The 12,710-nt window shown below is 48.3% G+C and carries 12 protein-coding genes and 1 pseudogene; 5 read left to right on the top strand and 8 right to left on the bottom strand.

What is annotated here, in order from left to right:
• Positions 1-80 precede the first annotated feature (80 nt).
• The 3 genes from ACOJUN_RS04750 to msrP all read right to left on the bottom strand — a co-directional run bounded on the left by ACOJUN_RS04750 (position 81) and on the right by msrP (position 2,382).
• On the bottom strand, positions 81-659 hold the full coding sequence (locus ACOJUN_RS04750; RefSeq protein ID WP_422135521.1) for a hypothetical protein: 579 nt from the start codon (positions 657-659) through the stop codon (positions 81-83).
• Positions 660-749: 90 nt separating this feature from the next.
• Positions 750-1,328 carry a sulfite oxidase heme-binding subunit YedZ gene (locus tag ACOJUN_RS04755; RefSeq protein ID WP_422135522.1) on the bottom strand — a complete coding sequence of 193 codons (579 nt, stop codon included), beginning with the start codon at positions 1,326-1,328 and terminating at the stop codon, positions 750-752.
• 10 nt (positions 1,329-1,338) lie between these two features.
• Positions 1,339-2,382 (bottom strand): protein-methionine-sulfoxide reductase catalytic subunit MsrP, encoded by a 1,044-nt coding sequence (gene msrP / locus ACOJUN_RS04760; RefSeq protein ID WP_422135523.1) that lies wholly within the window; start codon positions 2,380-2,382, stop codon positions 1,339-1,341.
• Positions 2,383-2,626: 244 nt separating this feature from the next.
• On the opposite strand from msrP, the gene betB reads away from it, so the two are divergent.
• Together betB and betA are read left to right on the top strand one after the other, a co-directional pair.
• The gene (gene betB / locus ACOJUN_RS04765; RefSeq protein WP_422135524.1) at positions 2,627-4,090 is read left to right on the top strand and encodes a betaine-aldehyde dehydrogenase; all 1,464 of its coding nucleotides are present in this window, start codon (positions 2,627-2,629) and stop codon (positions 4,088-4,090) included.
• 23 nt (positions 4,091-4,113) lie between these two features.
• Positions 4,114-5,784: a choline dehydrogenase gene (gene betA, locus ACOJUN_RS04770; protein WP_422135525.1), complete on the top strand. Its 1,671-nt coding sequence runs from the start codon at positions 4,114-4,116 to the stop codon at positions 5,782-5,784.
• 59 nt (positions 5,785-5,843) lie between these two features.
• On the opposite strand, the gene pssA is transcribed toward betA, so the two are convergent.
• The 3 genes from pssA to ACOJUN_RS04785 all read right to left on the bottom strand — a co-directional run bounded on the left by pssA (position 5,844) and on the right by ACOJUN_RS04785 (position 8,583).
• Positions 5,844-6,668 carry a CDP-diacylglycerol--serine O-phosphatidyltransferase gene (gene pssA, locus ACOJUN_RS04775; RefSeq protein WP_422135526.1) on the bottom strand — a complete coding sequence of 275 codons (825 nt, stop codon included), beginning with the start codon at positions 6,666-6,668 and terminating at the stop codon, positions 5,844-5,846.
• 237 nt (positions 6,669-6,905) lie between these two features.
• A complete protein-coding gene (locus ACOJUN_RS04780; RefSeq protein ID WP_422135527.1) occupies positions 6,906-7,838 on the bottom strand; it encodes a LysR substrate-binding domain-containing protein in 933 nt (310 codons plus the stop codon).
• A 43-nt stretch (positions 7,839-7,881) separates the two neighbouring features.
• On the bottom strand, positions 7,882-8,583 hold the full coding sequence (locus ACOJUN_RS04785) for an aspartate/glutamate racemase family protein (RefSeq protein ID WP_422135528.1): 702 nt from the start codon (positions 8,581-8,583) through the stop codon (positions 7,882-7,884).
• A gap of 222 nt (positions 8,584-8,805) precedes the next feature.
• On the opposite strand from ACOJUN_RS04785, the gene ACOJUN_RS04790 reads away from it, so the two are divergent.
• The 3 genes and pseudogenes from ACOJUN_RS04790 to ACOJUN_RS04800 all read left to right on the top strand — a co-directional run bounded on the left by ACOJUN_RS04790 (position 8,806) and on the right by ACOJUN_RS04800 (position 10,450).
• Entirely contained in the window at positions 8,806-9,516 is a 711-nt protein-coding gene (locus ACOJUN_RS04790; protein WP_422135529.1) for a hypothetical protein, read from the top strand.
• Between the two features lie 69 nt (positions 9,517-9,585).
• Positions 9,586-9,720, top strand: a pseudogene (locus ACOJUN_RS04795) (YqaE/Pmp3 family membrane protein); the annotation flags it as partial.
• A 70-nt stretch (positions 9,721-9,790) separates the two neighbouring features.
• Positions 9,791-10,450 (top strand): DUF2959 domain-containing protein, encoded by a 660-nt coding sequence (locus ACOJUN_RS04800; RefSeq protein ID WP_422135530.1) that lies wholly within the window; start codon positions 9,791-9,793, stop codon positions 10,448-10,450.
• 79 nt (positions 10,451-10,529) lie between these two features.
• Here ACOJUN_RS04800 and ACOJUN_RS04805 read toward each other — a convergent pair whose 3' ends face one another.
• Positions 10,530-11,438 carry a DMT family transporter gene (locus tag ACOJUN_RS04805; protein ID WP_422135531.1) on the bottom strand — a complete coding sequence of 303 codons (909 nt, stop codon included), beginning with the start codon at positions 11,436-11,438 and terminating at the stop codon, positions 10,530-10,532.
• A 90-nt stretch (positions 11,439-11,528) separates the two neighbouring features.
• A complete protein-coding gene (locus ACOJUN_RS04810) occupies positions 11,529-12,461 on the bottom strand; it encodes a DMT family transporter (protein ID WP_422135532.1) in 933 nt (310 codons plus the stop codon).
• Between the last annotated feature and the right edge of the window lie 249 nt (positions 12,462-12,710).

The following is a 12,710-nucleotide window of genomic DNA, read 5'->3' on the forward strand; positions in this document are numbered from 1 at the left end:
GGGAGGCTGACAAGCTTCGTAAACTACCTACACGACAAAAATCATATAGAGTAAGTTTGGAAGCTGCCAGAAACTAATTTTCACTCTGGAGATGGGATGACCATATAGGCCGGTGTGTAGTATTCAAAACGCCAGGCCTGCCAGAACCGGCCCGTTGTATCATCTTGCACGACAGGTTGAACGTAGTAACTGATATCGTTACCCTCCTTTAACTCAACCTTAACCTCTCCCAGCTTTATTTCGCTGCAGATTCCTTTGGTAATTCTATATTTAGTCTGATTCACCTGACCTGCCTGGGAAACAGTTAACTCGAAATCGACAGGATCCGAAAACGGATACAACCTTGTGAACTCGTTAACGCCTGTGGATTGCCTGACGTGCAGTAATCCACCTCCAAGTTGTGTTGGAAAAAACAGCCCTTTAGTCTGCTGCTCGGCAAATTGAAACTGATTTTGAATAGTACCTTTATTGAGCCTTACCTGCTCAATACTCCAGCCATCCTTAACTTCTACGATAATAGAACCACAGAGAAAGTCATTCGCCTGATAAGGTTTTGTGATGCTTTCTTCGGTCAGACCATAGTCACCTGGCATAAGATGACTCAAACAAACAGGACTGAATAGAACCATCAGAAGCACAAGAAGAGATTTCTGTTTCATCACACCTGTATCCTTTGTAACCGTAACTCTCAATATAGCGAAAGGACCTGTGCGAAATTTCTTCATTGATAAAAGGTATAAAGCCTGCTACTAGCGGTGGCCCCTGGCGGGCAATCTAAACAGCATCAGGCCTGCCATTACAGAACCAAATATTACCGCTTCGGTATAGTCACTTTTTGAAAGCCAGACAAAATGCAGAACCGCCAAACCTGCAGCCAGATAGACCAGCTTATGCAGCTTCACCCACTTTTTCCCTAACCGGCGCATCATGCCCCTGGTGGATGTGACACCCAGTACCGAGAGAATCAGAATCGCAAAAGCACCCACTATTATATAGGGACGCTGATATAGATCTTCCAACAGTGTTTGCCACTGCCAGCCCAGCATGAATGCAACATAAGCCACCACATGCAACACGGCATAAAAGAGCGAGAAGAGCCCGAACATTCTTCGAAACCGGATCAGCTTGTTAACACCTGTGATTTTTCTTGCCGGAGTCACCGCCAGACTGATGCAAAGGAAGATTAAAGCCCACTCCCCCAAATCTCGGGTCAGCGTATTTGCCGGGTCGGGTCCCAGTTGATGAGTGATAACAGCATTGATCAGCCAGACCAATGGCGCCAGACAGAGTGGAAAAACAAACCACTTTAACTTTGCAACCCAGTCCATAACGCCACCTTTAATAGAACTTCCTGAGATCCATTCCCTTGTAGAGATGGGCCACTTCTTCGCCATAACCGTTGAACTTTTGAGTTTTAATCTGGTTTGGCTCCCAGATGGAGTTAGGTAATCTGCGCTCTTGTTTCTGGCTCCAGCGCGGATGATCGACTTCGGGATTGACATTGGCATAAAAGCCATACTCGCTGGGGCCTGATTTAACCCAGGTGGTTTGTGGCATGGTTTCAGTAAAACGGATTTTGACAATGGACTTGATGCTCTTGAAGCCATACTTCCAGGGGACAACCAGTCTTAGAGGGGCTCCATTTTGCGGTGGCAGAGTCTTGCCATAAACACCAATCGCCATAAAAGACAGTGGATTCATAGCTTCATCCATTCTCAGTCCTTCGACATAAGGGTATTCGATGGAACTGAAACGGGAGCGTTGACCCGGCATCTGTTCAGGATCATAGAGTGTTTCGAACTGAACATACTTTGCCCTGGATGTAGGTTGAAAACGCTTCAGCATGTTGGCCAGTGACACGCCGATCCAGGGAATGACCATAGACCAGGCTTCTACACAACGAAGACGGTAGATTCTCTCTTCAACATCATGGGGTCTGAGCATATCTTCCAGCGTGTATTTCCCGGGTTTCTCAACCTCTCCGTCAACCACTAACGACCAGGGATCAGTTTTCATATTTTTAGCGTGTTTGGCAGGGTCGTCTTTTGAATAGCCAAACTCGTAAAAGTTGTTGTAGCCAGTCACGCTGGCATAAGGGGTTAAAGCTTCATCGGTGGTAAAACGACTGGATTGATAGCTGGCTACTTTCTTTTGCAGCCAATCCGGGGCAGAGAGCTGTGGAACCTTATCATGGTTTGCAAACGCTGGTTTCCTGGCTGACCGGGGATCTGCAGCATCAGTGCAGCCAGTCAGAGCCAGCCCCATACCGGCAAAGGCAAACTGCCCACCCATTTTCAAAAAACGGCGACGCTCCCTGTAAACACTTTCTGAAGTTATTTCGCTGCTGCGAATGTCTCCTGACTTTCTGGTCTTGATCAGCATCGATACTCTCCCGGGAAATTCTCTTTTTTACCATTTACGTTGGTTTCAATGGCGCAGATTCACATTTCGAAAATGAAAATATAGACGTCATATCAGCTGCAAATATTCCATTCCCATAGCCACTTGATCACTTAGCAGCTTTTTTGTCATTTTCACATAAAATTAAATCGGTGTTTCTACTGTCGTTCCCTGAGAATTACAGAGTCCTTAACTTTGCACCTCTGCATAAACAAGGGAGTTAGCTGTGTTATCACCCTGCTATCAGAATTTTGTTGACGGCCAATACCTGGCCAATGAGACCGGAGAAACATTTCCGGTGATCAATCCCGCAACTCGTCAAACCATTTATACCGTGGAGAAAGCCGATAACAGCATTCGCCAGGCTGCGGTTGTCAGTGCTCAAAAAGGCTTTGAAATCTGGTCAGAAATGACGGGTATGGAGCGCAGTCGAATCCTGAAACGTGCTGTCAGTCTTTTGCGTGAGCGCAACGATGAACTGGCTCGAATTGAAGTTTTCGATACCGGTAAACCCTGGCAAGAAGCCAGCGTAGTTGATGTGGTTACAGGCGCAGACTCCATTGAGTTTTTTGCTGGATTGGCCCCTTCCCTTGAAGGCAATCAGCAGTGCCTGGGTGATGACTTTTATTACACTCGCCGCGAAGCACTGGGCATCTGTGCCGGAATAGGTGCCTGGAACTACCCTCTGCAAATTGCCTGCTGGAAAGCTGCACCCGCATTGGCCTGCGGCAACAGTATGATTTTCAAACCCTCTGAAGAGACGCCTCTGGGTGCCTTGAAACTGGCTGAGATATTTGTCGAGGCAGGCATGCCTGCTGGCGTCTTCAATGTCATTCAGGGCGACGGGGAAGTCGGTGCCTGGCTGGCTCATCATCCGGAGATTGCCAAGGTCTCTTTCACAGGAGAGGTCAGCACCGGTAAAAAAGTCATGACCGGTGCGGCCTCTTCATTGAAAGAGGTCACCATGGAGCTGGGCGGAAAGTCCCCTCTGATTATCTTTGAGGATGCTGATCTTGAGAATGCCACCTCCGGAGCCATGCTCGGTAACTTCTATACCCAGGGCGAAGTCTGTACAAACGCTACACGGGTTTATGTTCACAAGAGTATCTATCCCGAATTTATAGAAAAACTACGGCAGCGTACTGAAGGCAATATTGTGCTGGGCGACCCTATGGATCCGTGCACCAACATGGGTGCGCTAATATCAGAAAAACACCATCAACGGGTTCTTAACTACATCCACCAGGGCATTATGGAAGGCGCCACTTTGTTGACCGGAGGCAAAGCAGCCAGTCCTTCGACAGCAGCCGATGGCCTTTTTGTTGAACCCACCATTTTTACCGATTGCCACGATGATATGACCATTGCCCGCGAGGAGATTTTCGGGCCCGTAATGACGGTATTCACCTTCGAAGATGAAGCAGAGGTCATTGCCCGCGCTAACGACACCGAACTGGGCCTTGCAGCCGGAGTCTTTACTCAGGATATCACCCGTGCCCACCGGGTTATTCGGCAGCTTCAGGCAGGTATCTGCTGGATCAACCATTACGGTACCTCACCGGCTGAAATGCCAGTAGGTGGTTATAAGCAGTCCGGTATAGGTCGTGAAAATGGTGTTGAAACAATGAGGCATTACACCCAGGTCAAAGCAGTGTATGTCGGTATGACACCTCTGGAGAGTCCTTTTTAACTTCGCATTCAAGGTGCACGAGCATGACAAAATATGACTATGTCATAGTCGGAGCCGGTTCTGCCGGATGCGTTCTGGCCAATCGCCTGACAGAAGACGGCAAAAGTCGTGTTCTGCTAATTGAAACCGGTGGCAGTGACAAGAGCATCGTTATTCGAATGCCTGCGGCTCTGTCCATTCCCATGAATACCGAAAAGTATGCCTGGCAGTTTATAACCCGGCCTGAACCCTTTCTCGACAACCGTCGTATGCACTGCCCCCGGGGTAAGGTGCTGGGTGGTTCTTCTTCCATCAATGGCATGGTCTATGTTCGGGGCCACGCTAAAGACTTTGATGAATGGCATCAGCACGGAGCTACCAACTGGGATTACCGCCACTGCCTGCCCTATTTTCGTAAAGCAGAAACCTGGGCTTTCGGTGCCGATGACTATCGGGGAGGCAGTGGTCCATTAGCGGTCAATAATGGTAATGAAATGAAAAACCCTCTCTACTCCACCTTTATAAAGGCCGGGGTAGAAGCAGGCTACCTGGAAACCACTGACTGCAACGGTGCTCGACAGGAAGGTTTTGGAGCCATGCACATGACTGTTAAGAACGGTATACGCTGGTCCACTGCCAACGCCTATCTTCGCCCGGCAATGAAACGAAGTCATTTAACGGTGGTTACCCATGCCCAGGTTCAGCGTGTCCTGCTGGAAGGCAAAAAGGCTACAGGCGTCGAATATAAACATAAAGGTCTCATCAAAAAAGTGCTGGTCACTAAAGAAATCATTCTTTCGGCAGGCTCTATTGGCTCACCTCATATTCTTCAATTATCAGGAATAGGCCCTCGCAAGGTATTAGAAGACGCAGATATAGCAGTTCAACACGAATTGCCTGGTGTAGGTGAAAATTTGCAGGATCATCTGGAATTCTACTTTCAGTTTCGCTGCAAAAAGCCCATTACTCTCAACGGCAAACTCGACCCGCTCAGTAAATTATTCATTGGTGCTCGCTGGTTGTTCATGAGAGACGGGCTGGGTGCGACCAATCATTTTGAATCTTGTGGTTTTATCCGTTCAAAAGCAGGCGTTGAATGGCCTGATATGCAATACCACTTCCTGCCAGCGGCAATGCGCTATGATGGCAGGAGTGCTTTTGACGGGCATGGTTTCCAGGTTCATATCGGCCACAACAAACCCAAAAGCCGTGGCTGGGTGAGAGCGGTGTCAGCCAATCCAGATGTTCACCCCGGTATTCGGTTCAACTATCTGTCCCACGAAGAAGACCGGGAAGGCTTCAGACAATGCGTTCGTCTGACCCGGGAAATCATCAACCAACCGGCGTTCGATGAATACCGAGACTCAGAAATACAGCCGGGAGAAAGCATTCAAACCGATGAACAGATTGATGCCTTTGTTCGGGAATCCGTTGAAAGTGCCTATCATCCATCCTGCTCCTGCAAGATGGGAACGGATAACATGTCTGTGGTCGATCCAAAGACAAGAGTTAAAGGACTGGAAGGACTGAGAGTAGTGGACTCCTCCATCTTCCCAACCATTCCCAATGGCAATCTGAATGCCCCTACGATCATGGTGGCGGAGAGGGCGGCAGACCTCATCCGGGAGGCAGATATCTTGCCTCCGTCTTCTGCCCGAGTCGATTTGGATACTCAATGGCAGGAGAGACAGAGAAAAGGAACCACTGTGCGCTGATCAACTTGTAGCCACACTCTGCAGGATGGAAACCAGAGTAAAACCGCGTGGCTCTTGAGTCATTCAGGAGCCGTTTGTTTTCTGGTTTTTCCTACCAGGAACATAATGGGTCCGGAGCAGGCATAACTCAGAAAAATCAGCATCAGCACTCTGGGTGGATCGGTAAAGACGACGGCAAAAGCCAAAACCATGACAATCATAAAAATGAAAGGCACCCGTCCTTTCAGGTCCAGTTTCTTGAAACTGTTGTACTGAAAATTACTGACCATCAGCACACCAGCCAGACCTGTAATCAGAGCGCCCAGCAATGCAATACCCATCATGTTGCCGTCGATACCAAAATCACTCAGCGCCCATACCATACCAATGACCAGTGCTGCTGCAGCGGGGCTGGCCAGACCGGTGAAATAGCGGCTATCTGTTACTTCCAGCTGAGTATTGAAACGGGCCAGACGCAAAGCAGCACAGGCTGCATAAATGAAGGCAACCATCCAGCCCACTTTACCCAGATCATTCAGGGCCCAACTGTAGGCGACCATGGCAGGCGTTACACCAAAGGTCACCATATCTGCCAGACTGTCGTACTCCGCACCGAACTTGCTCTGGGTGTTGGTCATCCGGGCAACACGACCATCGAGGCCATCCAGAATCATAGCAACAAAGACTGAAATACAAGCCTGGGTAAAAAAACCCGCCTGGGCACTGATAATGGCGTAAAAGCCACAGAACAGATTACCTGTTGTAAACAGGTTAGGCAGTATATAAATGCCTCTGTGGCGAACTGTCTCCCCACCTTCGACCACCTCTTCAAAGTGCTCATCGACGGGAAACAGACCGTCCACAGCATCTTGTTCATTTTCGGGTCGTTTCGGTTTATCGCTCATTTCAGCATCTGCTCATCGACATAAAGGTGAAAAAAACACACTCTATCATGAAAGGTATAGATACTGCATAACCGCTAGGAGGCCGACCGAGAATAGCGCCCGTAGCGAGGACGGCAGAAAATTGAGGATGAAAATTCGGTTTTGTGAGGAGAATAGCGAGCTATTTGACGAACAAAAGCGGATTTTCAGACCAATTTGCTGCCGCCGCAGTAGGGCAGTCTATTCTCGGTCGGCCTCCTAGGAGCCTGACAGGGAATAGACTTCCATCAGTTGCCATCCTGACTCACAACGCTGGCTCAACTCAGTCCATAACCTTTCAGCTCTGGCATGCAGCCGAACTGTGTTTCGGTAAAGCAGAATTTCTATAGAGCCCGTCCAGTCAGCTCTTTCAGAATAGGGAACCAGCTGACCAGACTTCAGCTCATCCTGTACGGAATAATCCGGTAACCAGGCAACCCCTTTGCCTTTAAGAGCCATTTCCTTGAGCAGGTTGGTCAGGGAAGACTCCATTACCGTCTGAAAGAGTACGGGAACGTCCGATGCACTCAACAGACTATTGACCTTGCGCCCCATAAAAGCATTGGGGCTATATCGGAGTAAGGGTACAGTGCCAGGATCACTATCAGAAAACATTGGTTTTCCCTGAGCATCAGGCAGACAAACGGGCAAAAGACGCGTCATCCCCAGTTTCAGATATTCAAAGGGCGGCTGCATTAAAGCGTCAACATTGAACGCCAGGAGAAAATCACAATTACCTTCCTGCAGCGCCTCTACCGCGAGATCAACATCAATGCTTTCTACTCTGGTTTGCAGTAATTGCTCATCTTCACTCACCTGCTGAATCAATTCCGGTAACAAAGTCACCGACAGGGAATGAGCTGCAGCAAAGTCAATGGCCTGCCCGGAGACGACACCCTGTAACTGACCCAGACCCTCTTCCATTTGACGAAGCAGGTTCCTGGCCGTTGTTCTGAACAAACGCCCTTCCGGAGTCAGTTTGATGGGAACCGTTCCCCTGTCTACCAGCTCAAAACCGACCGTCTGTTCCAGAGAACGAACTCTTCGACCAAAAGCAGGTTGTGTGATGTTTCGAAAATCAGCAGCACGGGAAAAATTTCTCAGCTCGGCCAATGCCAGAAAATCTTCCAGCCACTTGGTTTCCAGATTCATTCAGGCACGACTCCCAGACTTCAGTTCAACTTACCCCCGCTCCTCAAGCAGCTTCTTTCTCTTCCTGCTGACTGTACCAGTCAACACAGGCTCCGGCTAACAGCGCTGTTGCATCAATGTACTGTCCGGGATTTGTTTTCACAACGTCGGCAAGACCTACAGGAATTTCTGTGCAGCCCAGAATAACCGCTTCAGCGCCCTGACTAACCAGATCATCAAAAACCATTTTCATACACTGACTGCCCTGCTCCAGACGCCCTGCCTTAATATCGTAGATGGCATCCATCATCAGCGTTTGCATTCCCTGCTCAGGTATCAGACATTCACGACCATCGTTCTCTATCTGCCGTTGGTACATTATGGCTGAAACCGTAGCGCTGGTCGCCATAACACCTATTTTGCGCAGATTATTTCGTCGGATATGTTGTTCAACACAACTCAGGATACTGATCATTGGAATCCGAGCCTGTTTTTGCAGCTTATCAAACCAGAAATGTGCAGTATTACAGGGAATCACTGCACACTGGGCACCGCCTCGCTCAAGACTTCTCAAACCTCTCAGCAAGGCCGGAAAAGGGTCCTCGCAACCTTCAAGAATGCAGGCACTGCGATCTGGAATCTGAGGGACATTATGCACCAGCATGGGCAGGTGCTCCTGATCCTTACTGGCTTGTGTCAAAGCAATGATTTTCTGCATAAAGTCTACGGTAGCCAGAGGCCCCATTCCGCCCAGTACTCCTAACACGACATACTCCGTTTAATTGGTGACTGCAAGATTAGCAATATCACTAGAAACTATGGTCATATAATTACGACTCCCAGGGAGCTTGTGAAATGCCTAAAGCGAAGGATTAATGCCGAAATGGCATGGGGAGGAAGGCAGATAAAAATATAAGGTTTTACTTATTGGAATTAACTTCTTATAACAGGAAACTATAGAATTCCATTACCAACCAAATTGATAGCTATGAAAAGAATTACAATGGTTGTGGCCATGAAACAGGAAGCAGCGCCACTCATTGAGAAACTGGGCCTGGCCGAAACAGACGACACAAATCCCCTGCTACCCTGCAAAACCTTTGCGGGTGAGTATAAGAATCTGAACATCAATCTGATTACCAACGGTTCCGACTCAGTTCACGGTGTAGAAAATGTCGGTACCCAGCCAGCAACCCTGGCGGCATACGAAGCACTTCGCCTCTTGTCACCGGACCTGGTCATCAATGCCGGAACCTGTGGAGGTTTTTCCGACAAGGGCTGTAAAGTTGGTGACGTTTATATTGGCGAGCGTATTCGTTTCTTTGACCGTCGTATCCCCATGGGCGAACATTACGAAGCCTACGGCGACGGTAATTTTCAGTGCCAAGTGGCAGTGGATCTGGCCCGAAAACTGGATTTGCCCACCTCTGTTGTCTGCACCGGCAACTCTCTCGATATGAGTCCGACCGATGAAGCCATTCTGCGTCAGGAACCTATGGTCAACAAAGAGATGGAAGCCGCAGCCATTGCCTGGGTAGCTTCCCATTACCAGACGCCAGTGGTTGCGGTAAAATCGGTGACAGACCTGATGGACAGTAAGCATGGCACAGCAGAAGAATTCGCTTCCAACCTGGCCCTGGCCTCCAGAAATCTTCAGGAAGAAGTGCTGAGACTGCTTGATCTTCTTGCTCAGCAATAAACTACTAAGTACCTGGCCAGTTGGTTTCGCATATTCTGGCTGCAACCAAAACACACTCAGGGAGACGTTATGCGTTATTTTCTGGCAATACTTTTGCCACCAATAGCCGTTCTTTTATGTGGCAAGCCGGGTCAGATGATCCTTAATATTATTCTGACCCTGCTGGGTTGGATTCCCGGAATCATTCATGCCCTGTTTGTTGTTAACAGTCACCTGGCAGACAAGCGCAACCAGAAAGTCATTGACGCCATTAAAAATCAGGAAGATTAGCGCTATGTTCTCAGCATTCCGGGCAGGAATACCCGTCCTGCTGCTTATTTTGTCGGTCTTTCTGACAGGCTGCCAGAGTACTTATTACAGCGCCATGGAAAAGGTAGGCGTTTACAAGCGCGAGATTTTGGTGGACCGCATCAAGAGCTCTCAGGCCGCTCAGGAAGAAGCTCAAGAGCAATTCAGCTCAGCGTTGGAACAGTTTCGCAGCGTCGTCAATTTTAATGGTGGTGATCTGGAGGCGCTTTATGATCAGCTTAATGCTGAGTTCGAGGACAGCGAAGCTTCTGCAGATAAGGTTCGTAAGCGCATCCGGGACGTTAAAGATGTCTCGGAAGCACTCTTTGAAGAGTGGGAAGCAGAGCTGGAACTCTATTCCAGCGGCAGTCTTCGTCGTGCCAGTCAACTGCAGCTGAATGAAACCCGTCATCAGTACAAAAAAATGCTGGCCAGCATGGAACAATCAGAAAAGCGCATGCAACCGGTTCTGAATGCCTTCCGGGATCAGGTTTTGTATCTGAAACACAACCTCAATGCACGGGCTATTGCGGCACTCAAGGGTGAATTTGGTGCCATTAAGCTGGACATTGATCGCCTGCTAAGAGATATGCAGCGCTCCATTGATGAGTCACGCAAGTTCGTTGCCACCTTGCAACAGTCATGAGTGATCGAAGCAATCTTGCTTCACTTTGAGTGGGGAAAGATTGCTCGGGAGTCTAACCCGGACTGTCTGTTGAAGAATATTACCTACTGCTTATCCACAACCCCATAAAGATCAATCCTGCCCCTATCAGGTGGAACTGATAAAGCGTCTGCCCAAGAATGGGAATAGCGAGCATAGCTGAAAACACGGGTATCAAAAAGTGAAACATGGCTGCAGTGCTTGGTCCCAGCACAGACACGCCGAAGTTCCAGAAAAGAAAGGCGACCAGAGTAGCAAACAAAACCTCGTAAATGATTACATAAAGTGCATCCTGGCTAATGGAGAAGCTGCGCTCAGATGCAGGCTCCCAGAGATAGAAGGGCAAAAGGAACATCGCCCCAATTCCGATTAGTGTGGTTAGCAGCTGAGCCTCGGATAAAGGCAGTTCAAAACGCTTGAGCAAAACGGTATAAAGACCCCAGCAGCACATAGCAAGAAACATGATCATGTCTCCTCTGCCAAAATCAAGACTGACCAGCATTGACCACTCTCCTTTACTTAAAATCGTGAGTAGTCCGGGAATTGCCATTCCCATACCGAAAAGCTGCCTTTTTTTAGGAAAAACATGCAGCAGAGGAACCGCCAGGATCATTGTAATGACGGGCAGAATCATCTCAATCAAGGCCAAAGTCACTGCCTGTGTGGATTCAGCAGCGATGTAAAGCAGTGTGTTAGCGCAGAAAATGCCGAGGAACCCCAGGACCAGCAGTTGATAGCGACCTTGAAAGATTACCTTTCTCTGTTGAATCAGTTTCTTGCCGGTAAACGAAAACAGGATCAGAAAAGCCAGAGTCCACCGCCAGAATGACAATGCGATGGGAGGAATGCCTTCTACACTCATCTGGTTTGCAACAAGATTCTCTCCCGCCCAACAGAGAGTCGCTAACACCACCGCCAGTATTGCCAGAATGTTAGAATGAGCAATCAAATGGACGATTTTTTCTCTCAAGTTACTGCTCCAAAAAAATATGTCTGTGATCTTTTAAACCTCTTGAATCATTGGCACTGGCTTAAGCCCTTATCTATTCACATAGGGAGTCTAACCCGGACTGTCTGTTGAAGAATATTTCCTGTTGGTTATCCACAATCCTGTAAAGATCAACCCTGCCCCTATCAGGTGGTACTGGTAAAGCGTCTCTCCAAGGATGGGAATAGCGAACATGGCTGAAAACACAGGGATCAGGAAGTTGAACATAGCCGCATTATTTGCCCCGAGTAAAGACACGCCGAAATTCCATGACATATAGGCGACCAATGAAGCAAAAAGAACTGAGTAACTGATCAGAAAAAGTGCTTTCGGACTCACGGTAAAGCCACCTCTCATCGATAGCTCCCAAAGGTAAAAAGGCAAGAGGATCACCACCCCAATCCCGACCATTATGGTCAACAGATGAGCCCCGGACAAAGGCAATTCAAAACGCTTGAGCAAAACCGTATAAGAGCCCCAGCAACAGGTAGCGAAAAGCATGATTAAATCTCCCCTGCCAAAGTCCAGGCTGGCCATCGATGACCATTCTCCCTTGCTGAAAATCGTCAACAGTCCCGGAATAGCCATTCCCATACCAAACAACTGCCTTTTTTTAGGAAAAGTCTTCAACAGAGGAATAGCGAGAATCATAGTAATCACGGGCAGTGCTATTTGTATCAGGCCCAGGTTTACCGCCTGTGTGGATTGAGCTGCGATATAAAGCAATGTGTTAAAGCAGGTAATGCTGAAGAATCCCAGGATCAGTAATTGATAACGACTCTGAAAAATCAGCTTTCTCTGCTGAATCAGTTTCTTTCCGGTAAACGAAAACAGGATCAGAAGAGTCAGAACCCACCGCCAGAATGACAGCGCGACGGGAGGGATATCTCCCACACTAATCCGGCCCGCAACCAGGTTACCCCCCCAACAGAGTGTCGCTAAGACCAACCCCAGTATTGCCACAATGTTAGGTTGGGTCTTCAAATGGGCAATTTTTTTTCTCAAGGTACCGCTCCAGAAAATTTGCCGACTGTCTCTTAATTCACAACCATCGCAACTATTGTAAAATGCGCTCCGGAAATAAAGAGACTAGAGCTTTAACTGTATCTCTGCCCGAAATAATCATCATCCGTTAGCCATTATTCAAAATTCGATCATGAATCGATTTATGGCTGGCTTCCTATGCCTGGCAGACATTGTTCGTTTCCCGGGAGCTTCCATAGTCGCGAAGTAGACTAGTTTACGAACAGCGTC

The sequence above is a fragment of the Endozoicomonas sp. ALD040 genome, from assembly GCF_049275945.1.
Taxonomy (GTDB): Bacteria; Pseudomonadota; Gammaproteobacteria; order Pseudomonadales; family Endozoicomonadaceae; genus Endozoicomonas_A.

Bases quoted from the DNA above. Each gene is read 5' to 3' on its own strand.
- ACOJUN_RS04750 (WP_422135521.1), bottom strand. From the start codon at position 659: ATGAAACAGAAATCTCTTCTTGTGCTTCTGATGGTTCTATTCAGTCCT.
- ACOJUN_RS04755 (WP_422135522.1), bottom strand. From the start codon at position 1,328: ATGGACTGGGTTGCAAAGTTAAAGTGGTTTGTTTTTCCACTCTGTCTG.
- msrP (WP_422135523.1), bottom strand. From the start codon at position 2,382: ATGCTGATCAAGACCAGAAAGTCAGGAGACATTCGCAGCAGCGAAATA.
- betA (WP_422135525.1), top strand. From the start codon at position 4,114: ATGACAAAATATGACTATGTCATAGTCGGAGCCGGTTCTGCCGGATGC.
- pssA (WP_422135526.1), bottom strand. From the start codon at position 6,668: ATGAGCGATAAACCGAAACGACCCGAAAATGAACAAGATGCTGTGGAC.
- ACOJUN_RS04780 (WP_422135527.1), bottom strand. From the start codon at position 7,838: ATGAATCTGGAAACCAAGTGGCTGGAAGATTTTCTGGCATTGGCCGAG.
- ACOJUN_RS04790 (WP_422135529.1), top strand. From the start codon at position 8,806: ATGAAAAGAATTACAATGGTTGTGGCCATGAAACAGGAAGCAGCGCCA.
- ACOJUN_RS04800 (WP_422135530.1), top strand. From the start codon at position 9,791: ATGTTCTCAGCATTCCGGGCAGGAATACCCGTCCTGCTGCTTATTTTG.